At 47.7% G+C, this 26,323-nt stretch carries 27 protein-coding genes; all 27 read left to right on the forward strand.

What is annotated here, in order from left to right; genetic code table 11:
• Positions 1–7: 7 nt before the first annotated feature.
• Positions 8–1,642, forward strand: a complete 1,635-nt coding sequence (gene fliF / locus ACU70B_RS06215) for a flagellar basal-body MS-ring/collar protein FliF (RefSeq protein ID WP_447185480.1) — start codon at positions 8–10, stop codon at positions 1,640–1,642.
• A gap of 2 nt (positions 1,643–1,644) precedes the next feature.
• A complete protein-coding gene (gene fliG / locus ACU70B_RS06220) occupies positions 1,645–2,661 on the forward strand; it encodes a flagellar motor switch protein FliG (protein ID WP_447185481.1) in 1,017 nt (338 codons plus the stop codon).
• Positions 2,654–3,484 (forward strand): FliH/SctL family protein, encoded by an 831-nt coding sequence (locus ACU70B_RS06225; RefSeq protein WP_447185482.1) that lies wholly within the window; start codon positions 2,654–2,656, stop codon positions 3,482–3,484. Before fliG ends, ACU70B_RS06225 begins: the two co-directional genes overlap by 8 nt.
• Positions 3,474–4,802, forward strand: a complete 1,329-nt coding sequence (gene fliI / locus ACU70B_RS06230) for a flagellar protein export ATPase FliI (RefSeq protein ID WP_447185483.1) — start codon at positions 3,474–3,476, stop codon at positions 4,800–4,802. Before ACU70B_RS06225 ends, fliI begins: the two co-directional genes overlap by 11 nt.
• A 127-nt stretch (positions 4,803–4,929) precedes the next feature.
• On the forward strand, positions 4,930–5,376 hold the full coding sequence (locus ACU70B_RS06235) for a flagellar export protein FliJ (RefSeq protein WP_447185484.1): 447 nt from the start codon (positions 4,930–4,932) through the stop codon (positions 5,374–5,376).
• 26 nt (positions 5,377–5,402) lie between these two features.
• Complete coding sequence (locus ACU70B_RS06240; protein WP_447185485.1) at positions 5,403–5,987, forward strand: MotE family protein; 585 nt, start codon at positions 5,403–5,405, stop codon at positions 5,985–5,987.
• Positions 5,988–6,029: 42 nt separating this feature from the next.
• Positions 6,030–7,787 (forward strand): flagellar hook-length control protein FliK, encoded by a 1,758-nt coding sequence (locus ACU70B_RS06245; RefSeq protein ID WP_447185486.1) that lies wholly within the window; start codon positions 6,030–6,032, stop codon positions 7,785–7,787.
• A gap of 13 nt (positions 7,788–7,800) precedes the next feature.
• Positions 7,801–8,349, forward strand: a complete 549-nt coding sequence (locus tag ACU70B_RS06250) for a flagellar hook capping FlgD N-terminal domain-containing protein (RefSeq protein ID WP_447185487.1) — start codon at positions 7,801–7,803, stop codon at positions 8,347–8,349.
• Positions 8,342–8,725, forward strand: a complete 384-nt coding sequence (locus ACU70B_RS06255) for a TIGR02530 family flagellar biosynthesis protein (RefSeq protein ID WP_447185488.1) — start codon at positions 8,342–8,344, stop codon at positions 8,723–8,725. Before ACU70B_RS06250 ends, ACU70B_RS06255 begins: the two co-directional genes overlap by 8 nt.
• A gap of 96 nt (positions 8,726–8,821) precedes the next feature.
• Positions 8,822–10,891 carry a flagellar hook protein FlgE gene (locus ACU70B_RS06260; protein ID WP_447185489.1) on the forward strand — a complete coding sequence of 690 codons (2,070 nt, stop codon included), beginning with the start codon at positions 8,822–8,824 and terminating at the stop codon, positions 10,889–10,891.
• Between the two features lie 54 nt (positions 10,892–10,945).
• Entirely contained in the window at positions 10,946–11,140 is a 195-nt protein-coding gene (locus ACU70B_RS06265; protein ID WP_447185490.1) for a flagellar FlbD family protein, read from the forward strand.
• A 14-nt stretch (positions 11,141–11,154) separates the two neighbouring features.
• A complete protein-coding gene (locus ACU70B_RS06270; RefSeq protein ID WP_447185491.1) occupies positions 11,155–11,637 on the forward strand; it encodes a flagellar basal body-associated FliL family protein in 483 nt (160 codons plus the stop codon).
• A gap of 24 nt (positions 11,638–11,661) precedes the next feature.
• Positions 11,662–12,654 (forward strand): flagellar motor switch protein FliM, encoded by a 993-nt coding sequence (fliM, locus tag ACU70B_RS06275; protein WP_447185492.1) that lies wholly within the window; start codon positions 11,662–11,664, stop codon positions 12,652–12,654.
• On the forward strand, positions 12,647–13,819 hold the full coding sequence (gene fliY / locus ACU70B_RS06280) for a flagellar motor switch phosphatase FliY (RefSeq protein WP_447185493.1): 1,173 nt from the start codon (positions 12,647–12,649) through the stop codon (positions 13,817–13,819). The genes fliM and fliY overlap by 8 nt, the downstream gene beginning before the upstream one ends.
• Positions 13,820–13,837: 18 nt before the next feature.
• Positions 13,838–14,200 carry a response regulator gene (locus ACU70B_RS06285; protein WP_447185494.1) on the forward strand — a complete coding sequence of 121 codons (363 nt, stop codon included), beginning with the start codon at positions 13,838–13,840 and terminating at the stop codon, positions 14,198–14,200.
• 19 nt (positions 14,201–14,219) lie between these two features.
• Positions 14,220–14,855, forward strand: a complete 636-nt coding sequence (gene fliO / locus ACU70B_RS06290; RefSeq protein WP_447185495.1) for a flagellar biosynthetic protein FliO — start codon at positions 14,220–14,222, stop codon at positions 14,853–14,855.
• The gene (fliP, locus tag ACU70B_RS06295; RefSeq protein ID WP_447185496.1) at positions 14,848–15,633 is read left to right on the forward strand and encodes a flagellar type III secretion system pore protein FliP; all 786 of its coding nucleotides are present in this window, start codon (positions 14,848–14,850) and stop codon (positions 15,631–15,633) included. Before fliO ends, fliP begins: the two co-directional genes overlap by 8 nt.
• A 15-nt stretch (positions 15,634–15,648) precedes the next feature.
• A complete protein-coding gene (fliQ, locus tag ACU70B_RS06300) occupies positions 15,649–15,921 on the forward strand; it encodes a flagellar biosynthesis protein FliQ (protein ID WP_447185497.1) in 273 nt (90 codons plus the stop codon).
• Between the two features lie 18 nt (positions 15,922–15,939).
• Entirely contained in the window at positions 15,940–16,704 is a 765-nt protein-coding gene (fliR, locus tag ACU70B_RS06305) for a flagellar biosynthetic protein FliR (protein WP_447185498.1), read from the forward strand.
• A 4-nt stretch (positions 16,705–16,708) separates the two neighbouring features.
• A complete protein-coding gene (flhB, locus tag ACU70B_RS06310; protein ID WP_447185499.1) occupies positions 16,709–17,824 on the forward strand; it encodes a flagellar biosynthesis protein FlhB in 1,116 nt (371 codons plus the stop codon).
• A 15-nt stretch (positions 17,825–17,839) separates the two neighbouring features.
• On the forward strand, positions 17,840–19,903 hold the full coding sequence (gene flhA, locus ACU70B_RS06315; protein ID WP_447185500.1) for a flagellar biosynthesis protein FlhA: 2,064 nt from the start codon (positions 17,840–17,842) through the stop codon (positions 19,901–19,903).
• Complete coding sequence (gene flhF / locus ACU70B_RS06320) at positions 19,900–21,093, forward strand: flagellar biosynthesis GTPase FlhF (protein WP_447185501.1); 1,194 nt, start codon at positions 19,900–19,902, stop codon at positions 21,091–21,093. Before flhA ends, flhF begins: the two co-directional genes overlap by 4 nt.
• Entirely contained in the window at positions 21,090–21,989 is a 900-nt protein-coding gene (locus ACU70B_RS06325; RefSeq protein WP_447185502.1) for a MinD/ParA family protein, read from the forward strand. The genes flhF and ACU70B_RS06325 overlap by 4 nt, the downstream gene beginning before the upstream one ends.
• Before the next feature lie 21 nt (positions 21,990–22,010).
• A complete protein-coding gene (locus ACU70B_RS06330; protein ID WP_447185503.1) occupies positions 22,011–22,664 on the forward strand; it encodes a flagellar brake protein in 654 nt (217 codons plus the stop codon).
• Positions 22,665–22,679: 15 nt separating this feature from the next.
• Complete coding sequence (locus ACU70B_RS06335; RefSeq protein WP_447185504.1) at positions 22,680–23,750, forward strand: protein-glutamate methylesterase/protein-glutamine glutaminase; 1,071 nt, start codon at positions 22,680–22,682, stop codon at positions 23,748–23,750.
• 52 nt (positions 23,751–23,802) lie between these two features.
• Complete coding sequence (locus tag ACU70B_RS06340; RefSeq protein ID WP_447185505.1) at positions 23,803–25,827, forward strand: chemotaxis protein CheA; 2,025 nt, start codon at positions 23,803–23,805, stop codon at positions 25,825–25,827.
• A gap of 12 nt (positions 25,828–25,839) precedes the next feature.
• Positions 25,840–26,307, forward strand: a complete 468-nt coding sequence (locus ACU70B_RS06345) for a chemotaxis protein CheW (RefSeq protein WP_447185506.1) — start codon at positions 25,840–25,842, stop codon at positions 26,305–26,307.
• Positions 26,308–26,323: the final 16 nt, after the last annotated feature.

Here is a 26,323-nt window from a genome sequence, read left to right on the forward strand (position 1 = left end):
TTAGACAATGGGAAGTTTTGTTGATAATGTCAAGCAACGGGGAGAGATGCTTAAAAACACCTGGAGCAACCTGAGCTTGAACCAGAAGGTGTTATTTGCCGGAGTCATATTGCTCGTCCTGGCGGCAATTGCGGTTATGGCGGCTAATGTCGGAAGACAGGAGCCTTATCAGGTACTTTACACCGAACTTGATGATAAAGACGCTGCTGCGGTGGTAGAAAAACTGAATGAAATGAAAATCAAATTCAAGCTGGAGGACAAGGGTGCCACCATCATGGTACCTCCCGAGGTTAAGGATTCTACCCGGCTAAGATTGGCGGGGGAGAATATTCCCCGGGGCGAATCCGGCTTTGAATTATTCCAAGAAAGCAGTTTTGGCGAGACTCAGACTGATAAAAAGGTCAAATATCAGGCAGCCCTACAGGGTGAACTGGCCAAGAGTATACAGAGCCTGGAAAAAATCAAGGCAGCCAAAGTAAATCTGGCTCTGCCTGAAGAATCACTGTTTTCAGATAATGAGCAGGAAACCAAAGCCTCGGTGGTGATAAATACCCGGGATGACAAAAAGCTGACCCCGAAAGAAGTTCAAGCTATAACCAATCTGGTGGCCAACAGTGTAAAAAACCTCAAACCTGAAAATGTGGTTATTGTCGACCAGAACGGCAACCTGGTATCCGACGACCTTCCGGTTGATGTTGCCAACGTCGGCGAGGTAGTCAAAATGCAACTGACCATGAAAAGGGAGTTTGAAAAAGAAAAAGAAGAGGCTATCCAAACCATGCTGGATAAAGTTTTGGGCAAGGATAATGCCGTGGTCAGGGTGAATGCTGAATTAAACTTTGATAATAAAGAACAGGTGGATGAACATTATACCCATGACCCCGACGGGCCCTTTGTGGTTAGCGAGCATGTTAAAAAAGATTCGGGAACAGAGACCAAAACCACTCAACCCGGGATTCCTGGTACCGATAATAATATACCCCAATATGAACAGGTAAACACCGAAGGGGGAACCTCGAGCTGGGATAAAAGCGAAAAAACGGTTAATTATGATATCAATAAAACTCAGACGATGACTCGCTTTTCGCTGGGGGATGTCCAATACGACTATCTGACCGTTTCGGTTTTCGTCAATAGAGCTGGCACCGAAAATGCCAATATCGGTGAGAATGAAGGGGAAAAAATTGAGAAAGTAAGGAGTATAGTCGCTACTGCCTGTGGGTTAAGGGAGAATCGCGCGAACGAAAATGTTCGCTTACAGGACAATATCTCAGTAGCCTTTATAGATTTCTATACCGAACCGGAACCTGAAGCGGGCCCCCAGGGAGCCCTGCAGAGGTTTGCAGCTGCTCCCTACGCTCCTTGGGTTATGGCCTTGCTGGCCATGTTGCTGGTTGCTCTGATCTGGCTGCTGATAAAACGCAGAGGGCGGAAAACGCTTGAACTGGAACCGGAAGAGCCTGACGGCTTTGAAGCTATTGTTGAAGAAAGCATAAATATTGCCGATATCATTGACCAGAACCTGACCCCGGAAGAAAAGGAAAGGCAAAGGATAAGGCTGGAAGTCGATAAACTAATAGATGAGAACCCGGAAAATGCTGCACAGGTAATCAAAGTATGGTTACTTGAAGATGTGAGGTGACAATGGTGGCAACCACCAAAAAAGGCTTGAGCGGGAAGCAAAAGGCCGCTAACTTCTTTATTTTCCTGGGCCCGGAGAAATCGGCCCAGATATTTAAACACCTAAACGAAGAAGAGATAGAGCAGATTACGTTGGAGATAGCCAATGTACGCCAGGTTTCAAAAGATAAGATAGATGAAATTTTTCGGGAATTCTATGAAATGGCTCTGGCCAGTCAGTTTATTGGTCAGGGAGGGATTTCCTACGCCAAAGAAGTTCTGGAAAGGGCTTATGGAGAAGAAAAAACGGTGGAAATTATCGGCCGCATTTCCGCTTCTCTGCAGGTGCGCCCCTTTGATTTTATGCGCAAGACGGAACCGGCCCAGTTGTTAAACTTTATTCAATCCGAGCATCCTCAAACCATTGCCCTGATACTGGCTTATCTGGAACCGGAGAAATCTTCCACCATACTTTCTGCCCTGCCGCCTGACCGCCAGGCCGAGGTGGCCAAGCGGATAGCCATAATGGATACTACTTCGCCTGAGGTTATTAAAGAAGTGGAAAGGGTTCTGGAACGCAAATTATCTTCTATTGTTCCCCAGGAACTTACTGCTGCCGGCGGCATCAAATCGGTAGTAGAGATTATCAACCGGGTGGATAGGGGGACGGAAAAGACCATAATGGAGGCTCTGGAGGTTCAGGATCCGGAGTTGGCCGAGGAAATCAAGAAACTAATGTTTGTATTCGAAGATATTGTCATGATTGACGACCGTTCGGTACAGCGGGTCTTAAGAGAAGTCGAATCCCAGGATCTGGCTCTGGCTCTCAAGGGCTCCAGCAACGAAGTGTCCCAGAAGATATTCGGCAATATGTCCAGCCGGGCTTCCGATATGCTGAAGGAAGATATAGAATTCATGGGGCCGGTCAGGTTGCGTGATGTTGAGGAAGCGCAGCAGCGTATCGTCAATATTATCAGGAGACTGGAGGAAACCGGTGAAATCGTGGTTGCGCGCGGGGGAGGAGATGAGGTAATTGTCTAGGGTAATAAAAAATGCCGAAATGTTGCTTTCTCCACCTATCGTTATAGACCTGACTGAGTTAATCGGCACAGAAGAAGAAAGTGAGAACGAATTAGCGCTGGTGACTGACGATAACAGTATAAACCTGTTGGATATCGAGCAACAGGAACTGGAGCGGGTAAAAAAGGAAAGCTCAAGTATCCTGGCTGAGACCGAACAGATGGTTATGGAGCTACTGCAGAAAGCCCGGGATGAATCCCGTGATATTATCAGCAACGCGCGGGAAGAGGCTGAAGTTATTAAAGCGCAGGCTGCGGAAGAGGCAGCCCGAATCAGACAGCAGACGCTGAAAGAGGCATATGAAGAGGGTCTTAGAAGGGCTCACGAAGAAATTGAAGCCGACCGTCAGATGGCCATGCGGCAGAGTCAGGAAATACTGGAGGAAGCCCGGCAGACCAAGATAAAACTATTCCGTTCCAGTGAAACCGATATGGTCCGTCTGGTCATAGCCGTTGCTAAAAAGGTGATAGCCGGTGAACTGCAAACCAATCCCGGTATAATTGTTAATGTGGTGCAGGAAGCCATAGACTATCTGGATAGACCGGAGAACGTTACCGTCTATGTAAATCCCCGTGACATGGAAAGCGTTTTAGAAGTAATGAACCACGGCAGTTTGACCGATATTGGAAGTAACAACCTAAGCATAGGGCTCAAAGGTGATGATCGGGTTAGTGCGGGGGGATGCTTATTGGAAAGTGATGCCGGTTCAGTAGACGCACAACTGGAGACCAGAACCGCAAGCGTACTGAATGCTGTTCAGGAAGTGACTGCAGATGAATATTGAACACCCCGGTTTGCAGTTGGAAAAATATATGAATGTACTGGAGAAGGCCTCAACCTGCCAGCTCAAAGGCAGAATATCGCAGGCTATCGGACTTACCCTGGAAGCAACCGGTCCCCGGGTCAGGCTGGGGGAGCTTTGTTATGTCAAGACTAACTATGCCGGAGGGCAATTGATACCGGTTGAAGTGGTAGGATTCAAAGACAAGAAAATTCTGCTTATGCCATTGGGAAATCTGGAAGGGGTGGGCCCGGGCAGCGAGTTGCTGGCCACCGGCACTACCCTGAGGGTGCAGGTGGGAATGGAACTGAGAGGCCGGGTTTTAAACGGCCTGGGGGAAATAATTGACGATAAGGGGCGCATAAAATCAGAGCTGACCTATCCGGTAGCAAATACCCCGCCTAATCCGCTTAAGCGGCAGCGCATCACCAGCGAGCTGCCGGTGGGCATCAAGGTGATTGACGGCTTAATTACAGTTGGCAAGGGTCAGCGCATGGGAATCCTGGCGGGGAGCGGGGTGGGGAAGAGCACCCTGATAGGTATGATCGCCCGTAATACGGAAGCAGATATCAACGTTATTGCCCTTATAGGAGAACGCGGACGTGAAGTGCGCGATTTCCTGGAAAAGGATCTGGGCCCGGAGGGACTGGCCCGGTCGGTAGTGGTAGTTGCAACTTCTGACCAACCGGCACTGATCAGGCTGAAAGGAGCTTTTGTGGCTACCAGTATAGCCGAGTATTTTCGGGATCAAGGTATGGATGTTTTGCTTTTGATGGATTCTCTGACCAGATTTGCTCTGGCTCAGCGGGAAGTGGGTCTGGCGATAGGTGAGCCTCCGGCTACCCGGGGCTATACCCCTTCCGTATTCGCCCTGCTGCCCAAATTACTGGAGCGGTCGGGTACTGCCGAAAAGGGTAGTATAACCGGCCTATACTCGGTTCTGGTAGAAGGTGACGACCTTAACGAACCGGTAACCGATGCAGTACGGGGTATAGTGGATGGGCATATTGCCCTGAACCGAAATTTGGCTGCCCTTAATCTCTATCCGGCGGTTGATGTAAGTCAGAGTATAAGCCGGGTAATGATTGATGTGGCGTCCCCTGAGCACATGGCGGATGCCAACCGTTTCAGGAGCATCCTCGCCACCTATGAGGAGGCCCGGGACCTGATTGATATCGGAGCCTATAAAAAAGGGTCCAATCCACGAATAGACGAGGCTATGGCACTTATAGACCGATGCCATGGTTTTCTCCGCCAAGGCATCTATGAACAAGCCGCTTTTGCGGATACACTGGCAGCATTGCATGAAAGTATTTCGTGAGATGTAAATCTTGGATCAAAATACCCTTTCGGGGTGCAGTAATGGTTACATTTAATGATATTAAGATCGCTCTTGTTCCTTATTGAAAAAAACAGTATATTCAGAGTCTTGAAGCATAGGAGGTTTCATGAAGGCTTTTCATTTCAGGCTGCAGACCAAACTGGATATTTGTCAACGGCAGGAGCAGGTGGTGCGTGAAGAGATGCAGAGGCGGATTTTAAAGCGGAATCAGATTGTGCAGGAACTGGAGCTGCTGGAGAACCGTTTTCAGTCGGTGGAAGATTCCATACGTGAACTTAACGGCCGTCAGGGTCAATTCCCCAGAATTGTGATCAACCGGCAATACATACCGGTACTAAAGCAGGAGATTAAAGCCGCCGAAGATAATCTGGTCCTAGCCGAGCAAAAAGTGGAAGAGGCCAGGCTGGTGCTGATGGAAAGGATGCGCGAGACCAGTACTCTGGAAAAACTGAAGGACAAAGCATGGCGTCGGTATTTGCATGAATTCCTGCTGGAAGAACAAAAACACATTGATGAGGTGGCGGGTGCGGCTCATCATAGAAAAAGCCTTTGACTGGCTGACTTATAGGGGTATTTTTGATGAAAAAGGTCTTGAAGATATTTTTTATTGCATTGTTGACTATCATTTTGCTGGCTGGAGCCGGTTTCGCGTTGCTGTATTTTAAAATACTTGAACCCCCTAATTTTATATCCTACATTCCTGTTGTCAATAATCTGTTAATTGAAGGAAAGGAGAAGATTCCGCCGGAGATAATTGAACTTGAGAAGGCGAAAAAGGAAAACGCCAGCCTCAAGAATACGATTACGGAAAAACAGGAGGAAATGAAAAAACTGCAGAACCAGCTCAATGATATGGAGAAGGGGTTTAAAACCAGCGAAGATGATGGTGATCAGCTAAAAGCTGAAGTAGCGCGGCTAAACGAAGAGATATTAAATCTTAAGACCACCAGAAGCGACAAACAGGGGGCTTATAAGGATATGGCAGGCTATTTCATAGAAATGAAAAGCAAAGATGCGGCTGATATCCTGTCCCGACTGAAAGATGAAGATATTATCGGCATTTTTAATGAGATGCCTAAGGATGTGGTGGCAGAGATGCTGCAGAAAATGGATCGGGACAAAGCCGCCGCACTAACCAAAAAGATGCTGGTTACCGATTCGTAGCCTTCATCTTATAAATAATAGGGAACGAAAGGAGGTGAACCAGTGACAAGCATAAACATGCCGGCAATGATTGCTGCAGGAGCCAAAGAAAAGGCAAGTCCGGCAGAAAAACGTTTACCTGGCAATAACAGCAGCGGCAGTTTCTACAAACAATTAAAACAAATGAGCCAGAGACCGAAATGCCAGCCCGGAAAAGATATAATTGCGGACAATCCCGGCAATAACTCATGGAAACCGGGTTCAAACGAGGTTAAGACCGATGACGGGACAGAAACGATTGCCGCCGGGGGAAGTAAAAAGTATGAACCTGATTCCAGAGGATTGGCCGGAACCAACCCGCAGGAATCCGGCGCCAGCACGGAATGCAATAGCGCTGCCCGGGGAGATGACAGGGGGACGGGAGAAGCAGAGGCCCTACCTGTTGCGGAGCTATTCGTTCAACTTTTCCCTACCGCCCGTCAGGCAGCGTTACCTGAACAGGAGGGCGGGCAATCAGCCCTTAATCCCGAGGCAGTCTCTACTGACGATGCGCATGCTGAAAACCCGGTAAAGAGCGTAATGTTTGTGTCTGAGGCACCGGTGGCAGAGGAAGGGGATATGGTTTTGCCCGCTGCGTCCGGTACGGCTCCGGCAGGGGATTGGGATGCATCCTTAGCCACAATTGACGGCAAACCCGTGCTCGAAGATCAGGTGCGACCGCCAAACAGCGATAGCGATATTTCGCCTGCCGCTGCCAGGGAACCGCAAATTGGCACGGCGCCAACCCCTGCAGGGGCGGGTCAGGAAATCACAGTTGTTGACGGGAAAAGCGGTTTAGTGTTTTCAGAAGACAATACGCCAGCAACCCCGGCAATCAGCAGTAGTGGGAAGGAAGCTGAACCAGCCCTGAAGGATGAGCTGGCCAAAGATCACAGCAGATCAGAGGGAGAAGCGAAGCAGGAAGTCAGGTTGGGGCAGACCGTATCGGCCGGAGACAAAGCGGCAAAAGAAGCACCAGAGATCAAACAATGGGTTAAGGAGCTATGGTCAGACCAAAGGATAAAATCCAAGGCAGCGCCAGATTCCGGGTCAGAGGAAAAAACGCATGCGGACAGGGGGGCTGCTGCCAGTAGCAGAACGGTTCCTGCCACTGATGTCAAAAAACTGATAGACTTTGAGTCCCATCGACTTAATGGCAGGCGCCTGAGTTCGGAACCCCAAACGGCTGCAGAGGGCAAGGCTCAAGCTGCCGGCGACGAAGGCAAAGGGTTTATAAGTGAACTTGCCCGCAATAGCGCGGACGGCTTAAAAACAGCCGCCCCGGGAGGGGAAAGCAGCAGGAATTTACCCAGCGCCAGGGAAATAATGGCTCAGGTGGTACAAAAGGCGGAACTCTTGTTTAGTCATAAGTTATCAGAGCTCAAGATAGACCTGAAGCCGGAATTTTTAGGCCGACTGACCATAAAGGTCATGGTGGAAGAGGGAGTTGTAACCGCCCGCTTTATCGCCGAAAATCAACAGGTCAGGCATTTGCTGGAGAATAATATGCCTACCCTCAGGCAAAATCTGGAAGCGCAAGGACTCCGGGTGGACCGGGCTGAAGTCAATGTGGCTCTGAATAACGGAGGTATGTTTGACGGTTCCGAAGGCAGCCGTCAGTATTTATGGCAGGAAGGCCAGTCACCCGGACGGCATCAAGGTGAAGCCTACCCGGGGGATAACTACGATGAGGCTATATACCCTGAAGAGATGATTTCTGCCGTAATGGCTGAAAACGAAACCGGATTTAACGAAAACGGCAAACTCAGCTTTTTGGTTTAAGGAGGTGAAATTGATGGCAGACATAGTAACCGAAACGGTCCCCTGGCTGCGGGAAACGGCTGCGGCTAAAGCCACGACCCCGGTTTCCAAAACGATACTGGATAAGGATGACTTTCTGAAACTGTTGATAACCGAACTGCAATACCAGGATCCTCTGGAACCCATGAAAGACAGGGAATTCATTTCCCAGATGGCCAACTTCAGTTCCCTGGAACAGATGAAAAATCTGAATACCGGATTTGAAAAGCTGGCCGCCAGTATAAATGACTTTTTAATCCCTGCTCTCATGATACAGCAGTCTACCAATCTGATAGGACGGGAAATCAGCTATCAGGACCCCGACGCGAGCGAAGCCAAACTATTAAAAGGCGTAGTCAGTTCGGTAGTGTTTAAGAACGGCACCGCTTATTGCGTTATCAATGGCAAAGAGGTCGACATGAAGTACCTGTCCGGAATAGGCAGTCCGGTTGTTTCTGATAATAAGCAGCTAGACCAGCTGGTAGACCGGCTGGATGATTTGCTGACTCTGATTACCCCGGAGGAAGGTGGAGCAGGTGAATAATAAGGTCTATTTCCCCCAGCAGGTCATTCAACCGCTGGCTCCTGCCACCAAAACCAATACTCCCGCTACCCCGGATGCTAAAAAGGCCTCATTCGGGCAAGTGCTGGAGAAAAAACTCCAGGGTGAACTGAAATTCTCCCAGCATGCCCGGCAGAGATTGCAGTCCCGTAATATCGAACTGGGAGAAGAGGAACTGGCTCGGTTGGAAAATGCGGTGGGCAAAGCGCGGGAGAAGGGCGCCAGGGATTCTCTGATTCTGATGGATAATTTAGCCCTGGTGGTAAGCATCAGGAACAACACCGTAATTACTGCTGTAGATGAACAAAATCTCAAAGAGAATGTCTTTACCAATATCGACAGCGCCGTTATTGTATAGGGCTGGACCTCTTAGCAGGAAGCCTTGGGATGCGGAATGACGGAAGCATCCGGATAAATTACCAAATACCTACAGGTAAAGGAGGTCATGTAAAAGATGATGCGTTCCATGTATTCTGGGGTTTCGGGTTTGCGGAACCACCAGACCAGAATGGATGTTATAGGAAACAACATTGCCAATGTTAATACCGCCGGGTTTAAAAAGAGCCGGGTAGTCTTTAAAGACGTGCTCTACCAGAATATCAGGGGAGCTTCGAGCCCGGATGGTTCCCGGGGCGGAACCAACCCCATGGGGGTGGGGCTGGGTATGGCGCTGTCCAGCATCGACCAGATTCATACCGGATCGCCTACCAGCAGCACTGCCAAGCTGACCGATATGGCTATTGACGGTAATGGTTACTTTGTAGTCAACGACGGCAGTAACCGATACTATACCCGGGCCGGGGCTTTTGATTTTGACAAGCAGGGCAACCTGGAGACAGCCAATGGCTATAAGGTACAGGGCTGGCTGGCTAATGCGTCGACCTGGGATCTCAGCACCAACGGCGACCCGGTCAGCATAGACATATCGGCTTATAAAAGTCTGAACGCCAAGGCTACCACGAAAATGATGTTTACCGGCAATCTGGATTCCGGGCTGGGTTTTGTCCCCGCCCGCAATGAATGGCAGGCCTTGACCTTCAGCGCAATTCCTTACGGGGGAACGGCAGGGGGAGCTTTCACCCTTACTTTTGATGGATATACGACAAGTAATATTGCGGTCGGCGCTGATGCTGCCACCACTGCGGGCAACATCCAGGCCGCTCTTGAAGCTCTGCCCAATATCGGCTCCGGCAACGTAGCGGTTACCTGGGATGCTGTGAGACAGAGATATGATATTAAATTCCAGGGAGTATTGTCAGCCATGGACCTGCCGGCGCTGACTATTACCACCGGAGGAGCGCCGTATGATGGCGGTACGGCTGCTATAGTCGCCATTACTGAAGGACAGGAGCCTACGACGGTAATCCCCAGGAATGAGATTCAGACTCTCAATCTTACCACCTCCGGTAGCGGTACGTTTACTTTAAGCTACGGCGGTTTTACTACCGCGCCGATCGCTTATAATGCTTCCCTGGCCGATATTCAGACTGCGATTGATACAATCCCGGCCTTAAAGGGCAACGTGACCGTAACCCAGACGACAGCACCGGCAGGCGGCCCCCCACCGACATCAGGTGGAGAATACAGCATTGAGTTTAATACCGCTTTAGCCGGAACCAATGTTGATCAGTTGGTAATTGCCAATGCAGGAGGCTGCGCGGGCAGTGTGCTTACGGCCACGCAGGGGCTGGCGGCCGGCTACCCGGAGAATGTGGTTTCCGGTTCCAAGGATGTTTATGACTCCCAGGGCAATAAGGTAACCGTTCATTACCGTTTCTTTAAATATGAAATAACGCCCGGTTCCGCTCCCGGTGTAACTCCGGTGGCTGACCCGGTTACCCGCTGGGCCTGCGATATCTCTACCGACCCGCTGTTTGACAAACAGGCTGGTTATCTGGCCAATACCGATTTTGGAGCAATGGATATGGCGACCGGAGCAGTTGCCGGCACCGGGGATAAGGTTCTACGGGTATATAATATTCCATTCGATAATATGGGGAATATTAAAGACCCTAAGCTGGCTAAATTCGATTATAATATCAACCGCCAGATACCGCCACCGGGCAATGGAACTGCCAATATAAGCTGTACCATTGATTTTGCCGGGCTTACCCAGCGGGCAGGGGAATCATCAGCCTGGGCCAGCAGCCAGGACGGTTATGCCCAGGGCAGTCTCACCAGTTATTCCGTGGGTATCGATGGCACCATTACGGGTATATATGATAATGGCCAAAATCGGGATTTGGCAAAAGTCGCCGTTGCATCCTTTGAAAATCCCTCCGGCCTGCAGCAGATAGGCGGCACTTTGTTTGCCGTATCGAGCAACTCAGGAGATGCTCATATCGGTGCACCGGGTTCTCAGGGACTGGGCAAGATTATGCCCAGCAGCCTGGAGATGTCCAATGTGGATTTATCGGAGGAATTTACCGATATGATAGTGACCCAGAGGGGATTCCAGGCCAATTCCCGCATTATCACCACATCAGATGAGATGTTGCAGGAACTGGTCAATCTGAAGAGATAATAAACTGCATTCCCCGGGGGATCATGCCCCCGGGGTTGAATAAGAGGTGGCAGAGTGGTTTACCTTACCCGGCTGAATGGAGAAAGGATAGTACTTAACATTGACCTGATTGAAATAATGGAGGAAACCCCGGATACGATTGTCACCCTGACCACCGGCAAAAAGCTGGTAGTAAGGGAACCGGTCAATAAGATCCGGGAGGATATCATAAAATTTCGCAAAAGAACCTGTACCAATTTAAAAGCATAGTGTAAAAGGGGGGAATGCAGTTGGCAGATGAAAAGGGCACCGAGATTAAGGAAAAACCAGGCTTTGATTTTCGCATTATACTGATAGGCTTATTATTATTTCTAGTTGCCATGGGCGTTACATATTTTGTAATGAGAAGCCTTATTGCACCATTGGTGCCTGAGACCAATAAAAAACAGCAGGAATTGCTTTCGGGAAATCTGGTTGAGGTGGGAGAATTTACTACCAATATCAATGCGGCTGGAAGTACCCGTTTTTTAAAGGTCAAGGTCACGGTTGAAGTATCGGCTGACGACAAAAAGGCGCAAGAGACTATAACTAAGTACATGCCGGTAATCAAGGACAGCATTTTAGGCATTCTGGCATCTCAGAGCCTGGCTGATCTGGATGTGCGTAACCGCAATAATCTCAAGGCTCAAATCAAGCTCGACATCAATGCCAAAATCGGAGGAGAGTTGGTAAAAAACGTTTACTTTACCGACTTTATAATGCAATAATTATAACCTGAAGGGAGGGTTATAATGAGTGAGGTACTGTCACAATCGGAAATAGATGCGCTCCTATCCGCTCTGAGCAGCGGCTCGGTTGACGCCAATGAGCTGAAAGAGGAACAGACCCGGAAGAAAGTCAAGGTCTACGATTTTCGGCGGCCCAACAAGTTTTCCAAAGATCAGATACATACTTTGCAGGTTATCTATGAAAACTATGCCCGCTCCCTGGCAACTTATCTGTCTGCTCAACTGCGGGCGCCGGTTCAGATGGAAGTTTTATCAGTGGAGCAGCTGACCTATGAAGAGTTTATTCGCTCTATACCCAATCCGACCATATTGAATATTTTTTCCTTTTATCCACTGGAAGGCAGTGCTATTATGGAAATTAACCCTAACCTGGGTTTTGCCTTTTTAGATCGCCTTCTGGGCGGACCGGGCTATGCTCCTCCCAAGATCAGAGCTCTGACCGAAATAGAGCAAACGGTTATTGAAAGAATAGCTCAGAGAATGCTGGATTATCTCCAGGAACCATGGGGCAGTATCATTGAATTGGAACCTTCCCTGGAACGGGTGGAGACCAACCCGCAGTTTACCCAACTGGTTTCTCCCACCGAGATTATGATGATAGTTTCGCTGGAGACCCAGATGGCCGATGTTCTGGGCATGGTAAATATTTGCATTCCCTTTCTGGTTCTGGAGCCTATACTCGACAAATTGAGTGTGCATTATTATTATTCTTCCAGCAGCCAGAAGGCAACTCAGGAGAACATAGATAATATCCGGCATAAGCTGGAGAACACCAGGGTTCCGGTAAAGGTTATTCTCGGTACTACCACTATAACCGTTAAGGAATTGCTGGAGCTTAATATTGGGGACGTGGTACAACTGGATAGAAGTATCAAAAAAGACCTGGAAGTGGTTATAGGACAGCGGGCCAAGTTTCTTGGCAAGCCAGGAGTGTTAGAAAACCGGATGTCGATTCAGGTTTCCCATATAGTAGAGGAGGGAAATGAAGATGAGTGATGGAATTCTATCCCAGGAGGAAATAGATGCCCTGTTAAAGGGAGGGAACTCAACTGAACCCCAAGCTGATTCCGGGATAGGCCTGAGTGATTTTGAAAAAGATGCTCTGGGGGAGATTGGCAACATCAGCATGGGTACGGCTGCTACTACCTTGTCCACTTTATTGCGTAAAAAGGTGGCCATTACTACCCCGGACGTCTCCATAACCACCAGCAAACAGCTGCAGGATGATTATCCCTTGCCTTACGTAGTGGTTGAGGTTGAGTATACCGAAGGTCTGTATGGTTCCAATATTCTGGTGATCAAGGAGGAGGATGCCTGCATCATTGCCGATCTGATGATGGGCGGGGACGGCCAGGCGGGCAGCAATACCCTCAGTGAACTGGAACTCAGTGCGGTGGGGGAGGCCATGAATCAAATGATGGGGTCGGCTACCACCAGTTTATCCTCCATGTTTAATCGCAGGATTGATATTGCTCCACCCCGGCTGACCATTATGGATTTTGGTAAAGAGAATTTTGAGTTTTCCAGCCAATATGAGGAAATGGCCAGAATTAAATTCAAAATGGAAATCGAGCATTTGATCAACAGCGAAATCATGCAGATAATTCCCATGGAAGCAGTTAAAAACATGATTAATGCCCTAATGGGTAATACCATTGAGGAATCGGGACTGGAAGCGGTGGTAGAAACCGCTCCGGTACAGTCTGCTCCGCCGCCGATGGAGACGGTTGCTGCACCCCAGCCGTTTGCCCATCCTGGCAATCAGCCTGAACCAGCACCGGTTGATAATTGGAGCGGCAATGCTTATAATGACGGCTCTTCAGGAATAAAAAAAGGTGCTCCGTATACGGTACAGCCGGTACAGTTTGCACCGCTGAGGGAGAGTGATTCAGGAAGCGGGCCCAACAATATCGGTCTGATTATGGATGTACCTCTGGACATAGCGGTAGAACTGGGCAAAACCCGCAAAACCATCAAAGAGATACTGGAACTGCACCAGGGAGCGATAATACAGCTTGATAAACTGGCCGGAGAACCGGTAGATATGCTGGTCAACGGTAAACTGATTGCTAAAGGTGAGGTAGTAGTAATTGATGAGAGCTACGGTATTCGCATAACTACGATTATAAGCCCTATGGATAGGATGAACAGATTACAATAGGATGTGAGGAGGTCAACGATGGGAAAGACGGTTCTAATAGTTGATGATGCTGCGTTTATGCGGATGATGATTAAGGATATCTTAAGCAAAAACGGCTACGATGTGGTCGGCGAAGCAGAGAACGGCGCAGTTGCGGTAGAAAAATATAAAGACCTGAAGCCCGACCTGGTTACTATGGATATTACTATGCCGGATATGGATGGTATTGCAGCCGTTCGGGAAATCAAATCCTTCGATGCCGCTGCCAAAATTATTATGTGCAGTGCCATGGGACAACAGGCCATGGTTATTGATGCCATCCAGGCAGGCGCCAAAGATTTTATTGTCAAACCCTTTCAGCCTGAGCGGGTCATCGAAGCTGTAAGTAAAGCCATAGATTAACTAAGTGGATGTGAAGCCCATGCTTTCTGTCAGACACAGGTATATAAGCATTTTAATCATAACTCTGGTACTTATATCAATTTTGGCGGTAAATGTTCTGGCGGTTGAAGACTTCAATGCAGTGGAGAAGGCTATTGATAGTCAGAAGGTGGAAAAGGCCAAGGCTCCGAACCTGTTTTTCAACTTTGTCAAACTGATATTTATATTGGCATTAATCATAGGGGCGGCTTGGTCGATTATCCGTCTTTTTGGTAAAAAAGCAAGTGCCAGGCTCCAAGGTACCTGGATTCATGTGGTTGATGAAGTTATGCTGGGGCAAAATCGAGGTATTGTACTCTGTGAAGCCGGTGAAAAAGTTTATGCCATTGGTGTTACCGACCACAATATCTCGGTACTGTTTGAGGTTGACAACCCGAAGCTGCTGGAAGAAATAAGCCGAAGCAATATTACGGTAGTTGATACCGAAACTGCATTGGCATGGAACAACTGGAAAGAGGTAGTTGCCGGTATTTTAAAACCGCGTAAATCGGTGGAAAAAGTTCCTGATAATTTCCATACCCTCATAGAGCAACAGGCCAGGAGGCTGGACGAAATATCATACCGGGGTACCCAGGATACCGGGGGCGGCTCCAGAAGAAGTGATGACCATGTATAAACCCGCAATTACCTTTACATACCGTTTTGTCCTGGTGCTGATGCTGGTTATGGTATTGGCAGCTGTATTGGTTTCTCCTGCATTTGCCGAGCCTTTGCAAATACCCGATATTAACCTGCAGATAGGCGACCAGGCCGGTAATAATCCCCAGAATCTATCAACTGCCCTGCAGCTGGTAATACTCCTTACCGTACTGGCACTGGCTCCAGCTATACTGGTCATGGTCACGTCCTTTATCAGGATTATTGTCGTACTGGGCTTCATCAGAACTTCTCTGGCTACCCAGCAGATGCCTCCTAATCAGGTACTGATAGGACTGGCTCTATTCCTTACTTTTTTTGTTATGGCGCCTACTTTTCAAGAAGTCAATCATCAGGCCCTGCAGCCTTATTTTAAAGGCAAAATTACCCAAGAAGCCGCTTTTCAAAAAGGTATGCAGCCCTTAAGAGAGTTTATGTTTCAGCAAACCCGGGAAAAGGATCTGGCCTTGTTTGTAAAAATGTCAGAGATGAAACGGCCACGCAACTTCGATGATATTCCCAACTATGTTCTTATACCGTCGTTTGTAATCAGTGAACTGAAAACCGCTTTTCAGATTGGTTTTGTCATATTTGTGCCTTTTCTGGTTATTGATATGGTGGTGGCCAGCGCTTTGATGTCAATGGGTATGATGATGCTGCCTCCCATGATGATTTCACTGCCGTTCAAGATTCTTTTATTTGTGCTGGTAGATGGCTGGAATCTGGTGATTCAATCACTAATACTCAGTTTCAAATAGAGAGGAGTTATTGCTTTGTACGAAAACATAGTTATGGGGATAGCAAATGAAGCGGTATTTACAGTGATTTTAATCTCGGCCCCCATTCTGGGTGCGGCTCTACTGGTAGGATTGCTGATAAGTATTTTGCAGGCAACTACCCAAATCCAGGAAATGACCCTGGTCTTTGTTCCTAAGATTGTTATTGTGCTGCTGGTTGCGGTTATTTTTGGCCCCTGGATGCTCAATATTCTGACTGACTTTACCCAGAGCCTTTATGCCAGTATTCCTCAGTTCTTAGCTATGTAGGACAGGTGGTAGCAGCTTATGCCTTTTGCGCTGGAGGGTTTTTTACTGCTGATAAGCAGAATATCGGGACTATTTTTAAGTGCTCCCATACTTAGCAGCCGTATGATGCCGGTCAGGGTAAAGATTCTGGTTATTGTGGCCCTGGCAGCTATGATGGCTTATTTTGTTCCTGTTGCCTATGCGCAGGAGATTACCAGTCCGGCTTATTTTATTGCCGCCCTGGCGGTCGAGATCCTGATAGGATACACTATTGGATTTGTTGCCTACATGGTCTTTGGCGCCATACAGTTGGCCGGACAGATCATGGATATGCAGATGGGATTCGGCATTGTCAATGTGGTTGACCCTCAGTCGGGTACCCAAATCCCTCTGATGGGAAACCTGACCCAGACGGTGGCGCTGTTGCTGTACCTGGCTATTGACGGCCACCATTACCTGTTCCAGGCTCTGGTTCAAAGCTATAAGGTCATTCCGGTCCTGGGTTTGAGTTTGAACGGTAAGGTAACCGATTTAATAATCCAGGTAAGCGTTTATATGTTTATTATAGCCGTAAAGATTTCGGCGCCCATAATTATCGCTATTATGACTGCTGACATTGCCATGGGCTTTGTGGCCCGAACCGTTCCCCAAATGAATGTGTTTATTGTGGGCCTGCCCCTGAAGATACTGGTGGGGCTGGGTTCTTTATTGATAATGATGCCGATTTATATCTGGGTGTTCAACCAGCTTTTTGCCCGTTTTTTTGAATACCTGGATCAACTCCTGAGATTAATGGGAATGTGACTTTATGCAGGACGAGCTAATCAAAAACTACATATTTGATTTGCAGCTTTTCGCCGGTGATGGAGACACCGGCGAAAAGACCGAGCAGGCTACCCCCCGGCGCCGCGAAGAAGCCCGTAAAAAAGGCCAGGTGTTTAAGAGCGCCGACCTGAATTCAGCGGTTATTTTGCTGGTAGGAACCGTGGTTCTCTATGCAAGCATGACTTACATGATTAAAAGCCTGGAAAATTTTACATCTTTATATATTCTGGACCGAACTCTCCATGATTTTAGCAATGAATATATTTATGCCATGTTTATTGAGGTGCTCCTGCTCATGGGCAAGGTCCTGTTGCCGGTTTTACTGGCAACCTTTGTAGCCGCTTTGCTGATAACGTATCTGCAGGTGGGCTTTATCTTCAGTGCCGAAGCCCTGACCCCCAAACTGGAGCGTTTGAACCCGATTGAGGGCTTTAAGCGGGTATTCTCCAAAAGGGCTCTGGTAGAACTGGCCAAGGCTTTATTTAAGGTTATAGTCACCGGATATATAGTGTATTCGGTTTTAAGGAAGTATTTTTATGTATTCCCCCGCTTTGTAGATATGGAGCTGGCCTTCAGTATCAAGGTTTTAAGTGTCATGATTTTTGAAATGGCATTGAAAGTCGGGCTGGTCTTTTTAATTATAGGGATAGTGGACTATCTTTATCAGTGGTATGAATATGAAAAATCACTAAAGATGTCCAAATATGATGTTAAACAGGAATACAAGCAGACCGAGGGAGATCCTCTGGTCAAGTCCAAGCAAAGGCAAATTCAAAGGGAGTTTGCCATGCGCAGAATGATGGCTGAAGTACCGCAGGCAGATGTGGTTATAACCAATCCTACGCACTTTGCGGTGGCCTTAAGATATACCTACAAAGAGATGGAGGCTCCGGTGGTTGTGGCCCGGGGACAGGATTTTGTGGCGCTTAAAATCAAAGAGATAGCCCGGGAAAATGAGGTAGTCATTGTGGAAAATCCCCTGCTGGCCAGAACCTTATACTACAGCACGGATATCGGAGATGTGATCCCCGAAGAACTTTACCAGGCCGTAGCCGAAGTGCTGGCCTTTGTCTATAAACAAAAAAAGAAGGTTATGTAGGCGGGAGGACAGGAAATGGAAGAAAGGTCCGGTTTATTAAACAGGCTGATGGCGCACAGTGATATAGTTATAGCTCTTCTGGTGGTCAGCATTGTTATGATGATGATTATACCATTGAAACCGGCTTTGCTGGACGTGCTGCTGACCTTTAATATCAGTTTTGCCCTGGTCATATTAATGGTATCCATGTTTAATACTGATCCCCTGGAATTTTCGGTTTTTCCGGCTCTTTTACTGGTTATGACCCTGTTTCGGCTTTCGCTTAACATATCCTCAACCCGTTTAATACTGCTCTATGCCGATGCCGGCCAGGTGATTGAGTCTTTTGGCTCATTTGTGGTGGGGGGCAATACGGTTGTAGGGCTGGTTATATTTTTAATCCTGGTGGTAATACAGTTTATCGTAATTACCAAGGGAGCGGAAAGGGTATCTGAAGTAGCGGCCCGCTTTACCCTGGATGCCATGCCGGGCAAGCAGATGGCAATCGATGCCGACCTTAATGCGGGATTGATAAATGAGCAGGCCGCCCGGGAGCGGAGACAGAAAATCCAAAGGGAAGCTGATTTCTACGGGGCCATGGATGGCGCCAGCAAGTTTGTCAAGGGTGATGCGATAGCCGGCATCATTATTATAATTATTAATATTATTGGCGGCTTCGTTATTGGGATGGCGCAGATGGGTATGCCCATGAATGAAGCCATGCAGGTTTATACCATACTGACGGTGGGGGATGGACTGGTTACCCAGATACCGGCATTACTGATTTCCACTGCCACCGGTATAGTTGTTACCCGGAGTGCGTCCAAGTCCAGCCTGGGTCATGAACTTACCTTGCAGGTATTCTCCTACCCGAAAGCCCTCGGATTGGCTGCCCTTATCCTGCTGGTTCTGGGAACTATCGGCTTGCCCCGCCTGCCCATGTATTCGCTGGCAGCTTTCTTTGGATTGCTGTTTTTCACTTCCAGAACCTCTGCCCCCCCAACGGAGGAGGTAGATGATATGGAAGAAGTAGTGGAGGCAGAGGAAATTAAGAAGCCGGAAAACGTAGTAGAATTACTGCAGGTGGAGAAGATGGAGATGGAGCTGGGTTACGCCCTTATCCCCCTGGTAGACTCGGAGCAGGGAGGTGATTTGCTGGACCGGATTATTATGATCAGAAGGCAATGCGCGGTGGAAATGGGTTTTATTGTCCCCCCGGTACGCATAAGGGACAATATGCAGCTTAAACCCAGCGCTTATTTAATAAAGATTAAGGGAACCGAGATAGCGGCCGGAGAATTGATGCTGGACAATTATCTCGCCATCGGGCCGGAAATTGAAAATGACGACGAGATAATGGGGGTAGACACCTTGGAACCTGCATTCAATCTACCGGCACGGTGGATAGATACGGCCGATAAGGAGCGGGCGGAAATGAAGGGTTATACCGTGGTTGACCCTGCTTCCGTACTGGCTACCCACCTCACCTCGATAATAAAGTCCCATGCTCATGAATTACTGGGAAGGCAGGAAATACAAAACATCATCAACTTTATCAAGGAACATAATTCAGCGGTGGTGGATGAATTAATACCTGATCCTATGTCACTGGGAGATTTGCAGCGGGTTTTGGCCAATTTGCTGAAGGAACAGATTTCCATCCGGGATATGATTACTATTATGGAGACCCTGGCTGATTACGCCAAAATAACTAAAGATGCCGATGTTTTGACCGAATATGTACGCCAGGCTTTAAAAAGGCAAATCAGCAAACAGTATGGCGGGGATAAGCAAACCATCAGCGTGCTGACTCTGGATCCGTCCCTGGAAGAGAGACTGCGCGAGTCCATTCAACACAGCGAGTTTGGCTCCTACCTGGCCTTGGACCCGGATGTTGCCCAGGGTATGATAGACAAGCTTGCCAAGCAATACGAGGATTGGAGTCAAAGGGGGATTACCCCGGTAGTAATCTGCGCCCCCATTTTAAGGCTTTATTTTAAACGCCTGATAGAGCGCTTTATCTCTAACCTGGTTGTACTGTCTTATAACGAGATTGACTCCAATATTAATGTTGAGGTTATAGGGATGGTGTCATCGTGAAGATCAAAAAATATGTGGCCAAAGATTTTAAGACCGCTATCCAGAGAGCCAAGGAAGAGATGGGCCGGGATGCGATTATATTACATACCCGGCAGATAAAAAAAGGCGGGATTCTGGGTCTGCTTTATCCCCCCCGGGTTGAAATAACGGTGGTGGTGGACGACAACCTGCAGGTTAATACCGACCGGGCCAGGACCAATATGCCTTTACCTCCGGCAGCAGCCAAAACTGAATCAGCGGCGGTTACAGAAAACCCTTACGGCTCACTGGCGGCAAGTTCCGGCGAGAACACCGGCAGGGAAGATGAAGTACTGCTGGAACTGCAGAAAATGAAGAACCTGATGACGGATATTAAATCCCGGATGTATGAAGTCGAGGTTATTAAAGGTATGCCGGAACAGGTGCAGCATTTCTATGAAACGCTGGTGCATAACAATGTTGACCGTGATATCGCTTTGAATGTAGTCAACCATGTTGCTTCCAGACTTCCTAAAGATGGGTTCAGTGATGGCAGCTGGGCCCGGGATGTTTGTCTGCATACCCTGCAGGAATCCATACATCAGATAAAGCCGATCAAGCTTAGTCCGGAGCGCAAAGGAATGATAGTATTTCTGGTAGGGCCTACCGGGGTGGGCAAGACTACTACTATTGCCAAGCTGGCAGCTAATCTCACCTTTGCAGAAGGTAAAAACGTTGCCCTCATTACTCTGGATACCTACCGGGTGTCGGCGGCTGAACAATTAAGGACTTTTGCCGAAATAATCGGTATTCCTATAAGCGTGGTATTTACGCCGGAGGATCTCCTGCTGGCCGTAGAACAGTACCGGCAAAAGGATATTATTTTTGTCGATACCGCCGGACGCAGTCCCTACAATGCGGAACAAATGCAAGAACTGCAAGAGTTTACCAATGCCGCCAGACCCGACGAGACTATTCTGGTTTTAAGTGTTACCACGGACAGCAATGATTTAATCAACATTTATAAAAGGTTCCAGAATATTGGGGTGGATAAAATAATATTTACCAAATTGGACGAGACCTGTAATTATGGCCCCATATTGAACGCGCTGCATGAGATCAAAAAACCTCTGGCCTATTTTACTACGGGACAAAACGTTCCTGATGATATAGAAATACCGGATTCGCTGCGTTTAGCCCAGATGCTCTTAAGAAGGGATGAAGCCCTATGAACGATCAGGCAGACAAGCTAAGGCAAATGGCTCTGGATGTTAAACAGCAAATTGAGCGGGAGATGACCCGTGAGCTTAAACGCACCCGGGTAGTTGTGATCAGCAGCGGCAAAGGCGGGGTAGGCAAAAGCACCCTGGCTCTTAACATTGCCTTGTGCCTGTGCCTCCGGGGTAAAAGGATTTTACTGATGGATGCCGATATGGGGCTGGCTAACATAGATATAATGCTGGGTCTGGTTCCTAAATACAATATCCACCATATGATACAAGGGAAGAAAAGTTTAAAAGATATCATTATCGCCGGACCCGGTGGTTTGAGTATTATTCCCGGGGGCTCGGGTATTGCTGAATTGGCCGATTTGGGGGAAATCGACTTAAAAAGGATAATGGTAGAGCTGGGCAAATTGGATGGAGATTTCGACTACATGATTATTGATACCGGCGCGGGCATATCAAGCAATGTCTTATCATTTTTACTGTCGGCCGACGATGTGATTTTTATCACCACCCCGGAGCCCACTTCCATGACTGATGCCTACGGGATGATAAAAGCAGTTGCGAAAAAATCTGAGGACAAAGTCCTTTACCTGGTGGTAAATCGCGCAGCCGACAGCACCGAGGGGGTCTTGGTGGCAGAGAAATTTAAACTGGTATGTGAGCGCTTTCTGAACCTCAAGATTAATATCCTGGGGCATGTAATCAATGAGCCCATGGTGGGGGAAGGTATCAGGCGCCAACAGGCATTTATAGAGATATTTCCCCGTAGTGTGGCGGCCCGCAACATCAATTCCATTGCCGCTAATCTGATAAGGGCCAATGATGCGGGTGGGAGCGCAGTTGTTAACAATAGCGGAATTAAACATTTTTTTAAGAAGATTATGGGTTTGATGCAATAGCCGTTAAGGGGGGAGTAAGCTGTGAAGGTCAAGGATTTAAAAATAAACCAGCTCATTGAGATAGAAGTAAACCAGGATGAAAAAACTGAATACTTACCCAGCAGAATCGAAGAAATCAAGGAAAAATATATATACATATCGATGCCGATGCGCAAGGGAGCTCTCCTACCCATGCGCCTGGGTGAGGAAATCAAGATTATTTTACGCCAAAAAAACGGCACTTTTGGTTTTTTCACCAAGATAGCGGGGCGAAGAAGGGAACCTATCCCCTATCTGATAATTGATAAGCCGGAACGATTTATCAGCGTTAACCAGAAGCGTGAATTCGTAAGACTGGAGGTTAACTTATCTGTGCGTTTCCGGGTTGTCGATGGAGATAACCGGGGTCCGATTGAAGAAGGGATGACCATTGATATCAGTGCTGGGGGAATATTGTTTTCTACCCAGGCGGATATAAAAGCCGGGCAGAAAATAGAGATGGAACTGCAGCTTTCCGACAAAGAATCTTTCTTCAGCCAGGCCCATGCCATCAGGGTTTTTGAAAGGGGCAAGCACGAGAAAAATTCGGTTCGGGTTGCAATTGAATACGATGATATCAGCGAATCCCAAAGAGATAGAATCTTCAGGTTTATATTTGAAAAACAGCGTGAGTGGATACAGAAAGGAATCCTCTAAGGAAGGAGGTATTCAGTGGCTAAAATCAAGGTTCTGGTAGTGGATGACTCCGCTTTTATGCGTAAAATGATTACCGATATTATCAATAGCTCCCCGGAAATGGAGGTTATTGCCAAAGCCCGGGATGGCAGGGATGCCGTTAATAGGGTAAAAGAATTACAGCCTGACGTGGTGACCATGGATATCGAAATGCCGGAAATGGATGGGCTTACTGCGCTGCAAAGCATAATGAGGGAAACACCGGTACCGGTTATAATGCTCAGCAGCCTGACCCGGAAAGGAGCCGAGCAGACTCTGCGGGCGCTGCAACTGGGAGCGGTAGACTTTATTGCCAAACCGTCCGGGCAGATTTCACTTGATATTGAACAGGTAAGTGAAGATATCGTAAAAAAAATAATTGCCGTTGCAGGTACCAGACGAAAGTTAATGAATTTTAATAGTAGCCCGGAGATTCCAGTGCTCGGTAAAAGCACGGGCGCCAAATATTTTCCCGGAGACAAAGCCCTGAGCAAATTGGTTTTAATCGGGACCTCCACCGGGGGGCCAAAAGCGTTATATCAGGTCATTCCCCGTTTGCCGGCTGAAATCGACGCCGCCGTTCTGGTTGTCCAGCACATGCCGCCGGGGTTTACCAGATCTCTGGCCGAGCGTCTGGATTCTTTGTCGGCAATAAAGGTAAAAGAAGCTGAGCAAGGTGAAAAAATTGTGCCGGGGTGCGTGTACATAGCACCGGGCGATTACCATATGGCGCTTAGTAATAAGGGCCTGGAAAAAGCGGTTAAAGAACTATACATAAGTCTGGAACAGTCTCCCCCCCGGGGCGGGCTCCGACCTGCCGTTGATGTGTTGCTGGAGTCAGCTGCCGAAAAATTCTGGTCCCACATGGTAGGTGTAATTATGACCGGAATGGGTCATGATGGAGCTCTTGGAGTAATACAATTAAAAGCCAGGGGGGCTCGCATTATTGCTGAAGATCCCTCCACCTGCATCGTGTATGGCATGCCCAAAGCGGCCATAGAAACAGGTGTGGTTGATAAAATCGTACCCCTTCATGGTATTAGCGAGGAAATCTTAAAGATGCTGTAAAATCCTAGTGCAATTAATCAGAAACGATAAATTTTAGGAGGTGGTTAGTACAATGAAGATGGATATGTCCCAGTATCTGGACGTTTTTTTGGAGGAAAGCAAAGAACATCTGGAGAGTCTGAACCAGCGCTTGCTGGAACTGGAAAAGGATTCGGGAAATATTGCTGCTCTTAATGAAATATTTCGAGCTGCCCATACCCTTAAAGGCATGTCGTCGACCATGGGGTTTGATGATCTGGCTGATCTTACCCATCATATGGAAAATGTACTTTCTGATTTAAAGGAAGGTATCCTGGCAGTTGATTCCAACGTGGTAGATGTCATATTTAAGTGCTTTGACCGGATACAGTTTATGATCGACAGTATTGAATCTAAAGGTTCGGGAGCCATGGATAACAGCGACCTTATTGCTGTCCTGGAAAACATTAAAACCGGTAATTATGATGAAGCGGCTGCCGCGGTGGAACAAGAATTGACATTACCAGCCCGATTGGGGAAAGATGCCGACGATTACCAGGAATCGTTTACTTTCAATGAATACGATATTACGGTTCTCAAAGAAGCTGTCAGCAGGGGATTCACTATATTTAATGTGAAAATAGCTGTGGACCAGGGCTGTTTGATGAAATCGGTTCGGGCTTTTATGGTATTTAAAGCGGTGGAAGAGGATGGAGAAATAATCAAATCTCTTCCCAGTGCCCAGGATCTGGATGAGGGCAAATTCGACAGTAATTTTGAAATCTTTCTTATTACCAGAATCACAGCTGAGATACTGGAAAAACGCCTGAGCGGTATTTCCGAAATAAGTGTACTGAGAATCCGGGAAATTAATGTTGACTCTATAACTGCCGGGCAGGGGAAACAGATACCGGGCAATACCGGCAGCCAACCTCAATCTTCCGCCGATACTGCTGATAATCCCCGTACCCATAAGGTGAAACAAACGGTAAGGGTCGATATAGACCGTTTGGATAACCTCATGAATCTGGTAGGCGAACTGGTTATGCATAAAGGTCGGTTGGAGCAGATTGGTTTCAGCCGTAAAATCAATGAACTGAACGAGACCATTGAACAGATAGACCGTATCAGTACTGACTTACAAGCGGTAGTGATGAAAGTACGCATGGTTCCCATTGAACAGGTGTTTAACCGTTTTCCCCGTATGGTCAGAGATCTGGCCCGTGATTTAAACAAGGAAGTCGACTTCCTCATAGAGGGAAAGGAAACGGAACTTGATCGCACGGTTATCGACGAAATTGGAGATCCTCTGGTTCATCTTCTGCGCAATGCCATAGATCATGGATTGGAATCATCCCAGGAAAGGATAAAAAATGGCAAGAATTCCAAGGGGACGGTTATGCTTCGAGCCCGGCATGAGGGCAATAACGTTTATATTGAGGTTGAAGATGACGGGGCCGGCATAGACACTGCCCGGGTAATAGAAAAGGCAGTAGAAAAAGGAATGCTTGCCGCCAGAGAAGCAGACCAGCTAAGCCGGGAAGAGGCCATTGAATTGCTATTCAGCCCCGGCTTCAGCACAGCCAGTAATGTTACTGATGTTTCAGGACGGGGAGTAGGGCTGGACGTTGTAAAAACTAAAATTGAGTCCCTCAGCGGAGAAATCTTTGTCGACTCCAAACCGGGCTCGGGTACCCGTTTTCGCATCAAATTACCATTAACCTTGGCTATTATCCAAGCCCTGATGGTATCGGTGCGGGATGAAATATATGCTGTTCCCCTGAGTTCGGTGGATGAGACCACCATGATAACGGCTGGCGATATTAAAATGGTGCAGAGCCAGGAAGTTATAATGCTGCGCGGGAGTGTATTGCCCCTCTACCGGTTGGCGCATCTGCTTGATACAAAGGGCTCTGCCGCGGCTGAAGAGATGTATGTGGTGGTAGTGCGTAAGGCCGAACGGCAGATCGGTCTGGTAGTGGACAGCCTGATAGGACAGCAGGAAATAGTGATCAAATCTCTGGGCAGATTACTAACCGGGATTCCAGGTCTGGCAGGGGCTATTGTGGCCGGCGATGGCAATGTAAGACTAATACTTGATATAACTACGCTTTTTTAAGGAGGTGTATCTATGGAGGAGACGGCAAATATGCGTTTCCAGGGCTCATACAGCCAGGATGAAGAAATCCAGGTAGTTGCGTTTAATCTGGGAAAAGAAGAATATGCAGTAGATATCCTGAATGTTCAGGAGATTAATCGTCTGTTAAATATTACCCGGGTTCCCAGAGCGGAGAACCATATAGAAGGGGTGGTTAATCTAAGGGGCAATATAATCCCCATCATCAACCTGCATAAGAAATTTAATCTCCAGCCTGCGGGCAAGGAAGAGGATAAACGTATAGTCGTTTTCCAGTTTGATGATCTCAAAGCGGGGATAATAGTCGACGAAGTCTCGGAAGTGCTTCGCCTGGTTAAAGCAGACATTGAAGAAACAGCTAAGGTTTATAGTTCTATAAATGCCGAGCATATACAGGGTATTGCCAAAGTAAATGACCGACTTCTTATCCTATTGGATTTATTAAAGATTCTGGAGTCGTAAAAAAATTAGGCAGGTG

The organism is Syntrophomonas curvata, assembly GCF_052976825.1.

What these genes read in the sequence shown, in the direction of transcription:
- fliF (WP_447185480.1), top strand. Translation starts at nt 8, where the DNA reads ATGGGAAGTTTTGTTGATAATGTCAAGCAACGGGGAGAGATGCTTAAA.
- fliG (WP_447185481.1), top strand. Translation starts at nt 1,645, where the DNA reads ATGGTGGCAACCACCAAAAAAGGCTTGAGCGGGAAGCAAAAGGCCGCT.
- fliI (WP_447185483.1), top strand. Translation starts at nt 3,474, where the DNA reads ATGAATATTGAACACCCCGGTTTGCAGTTGGAAAAATATATGAATGTA.
- ACU70B_RS06235 (WP_447185484.1), top strand. Translation starts at nt 4,930, where the DNA reads ATGAAGGCTTTTCATTTCAGGCTGCAGACCAAACTGGATATTTGTCAA.
- ACU70B_RS06240 (WP_447185485.1), top strand. Translation starts at nt 5,403, where the DNA reads ATGAAAAAGGTCTTGAAGATATTTTTTATTGCATTGTTGACTATCATT.
- ACU70B_RS06250 (WP_447185487.1), top strand. Translation starts at nt 7,801, where the DNA reads ATGGCAGACATAGTAACCGAAACGGTCCCCTGGCTGCGGGAAACGGCT.
- ACU70B_RS06260 (WP_447185489.1), top strand. Translation starts at nt 8,822, where the DNA reads ATGATGCGTTCCATGTATTCTGGGGTTTCGGGTTTGCGGAACCACCAG.
- ACU70B_RS06270 (WP_447185491.1), top strand. Translation starts at nt 11,155, where the DNA reads ATGCAGTTGGCAGATGAAAAGGGCACCGAGATTAAGGAAAAACCAGGC.
- fliM (WP_447185492.1), top strand. Translation starts at nt 11,662, where the DNA reads ATGAGTGAGGTACTGTCACAATCGGAAATAGATGCGCTCCTATCCGCT.
- fliY (WP_447185493.1), top strand. Translation starts at nt 12,647, where the DNA reads ATGAGTGATGGAATTCTATCCCAGGAGGAAATAGATGCCCTGTTAAAG.
- ACU70B_RS06285 (WP_447185494.1), top strand. Translation starts at nt 13,838, where the DNA reads ATGGGAAAGACGGTTCTAATAGTTGATGATGCTGCGTTTATGCGGATG.
- fliO (WP_447185495.1), top strand. Translation starts at nt 14,220, where the DNA reads ATGCTTTCTGTCAGACACAGGTATATAAGCATTTTAATCATAACTCTG.
- fliP (WP_447185496.1), top strand. Translation starts at nt 14,848, where the DNA reads ATGTATAAACCCGCAATTACCTTTACATACCGTTTTGTCCTGGTGCTG.
- fliR (WP_447185498.1), top strand. Translation starts at nt 15,940, where the DNA reads ATGCCTTTTGCGCTGGAGGGTTTTTTACTGCTGATAAGCAGAATATCG.
- flhB (WP_447185499.1), top strand. Translation starts at nt 16,709, where the DNA reads ATGCAGGACGAGCTAATCAAAAACTACATATTTGATTTGCAGCTTTTC.
- flhA (WP_447185500.1), top strand. Translation starts at nt 17,840, where the DNA reads ATGGAAGAAAGGTCCGGTTTATTAAACAGGCTGATGGCGCACAGTGAT.
- ACU70B_RS06325 (WP_447185502.1), top strand. Translation starts at nt 21,090, where the DNA reads ATGAACGATCAGGCAGACAAGCTAAGGCAAATGGCTCTGGATGTTAAA.
- ACU70B_RS06340 (WP_447185505.1), top strand. Translation starts at nt 23,803, where the DNA reads ATGAAGATGGATATGTCCCAGTATCTGGACGTTTTTTTGGAGGAAAGC.
- ACU70B_RS06345 (WP_447185506.1), top strand. Translation starts at nt 25,840, where the DNA reads ATGGAGGAGACGGCAAATATGCGTTTCCAGGGCTCATACAGCCAGGAT.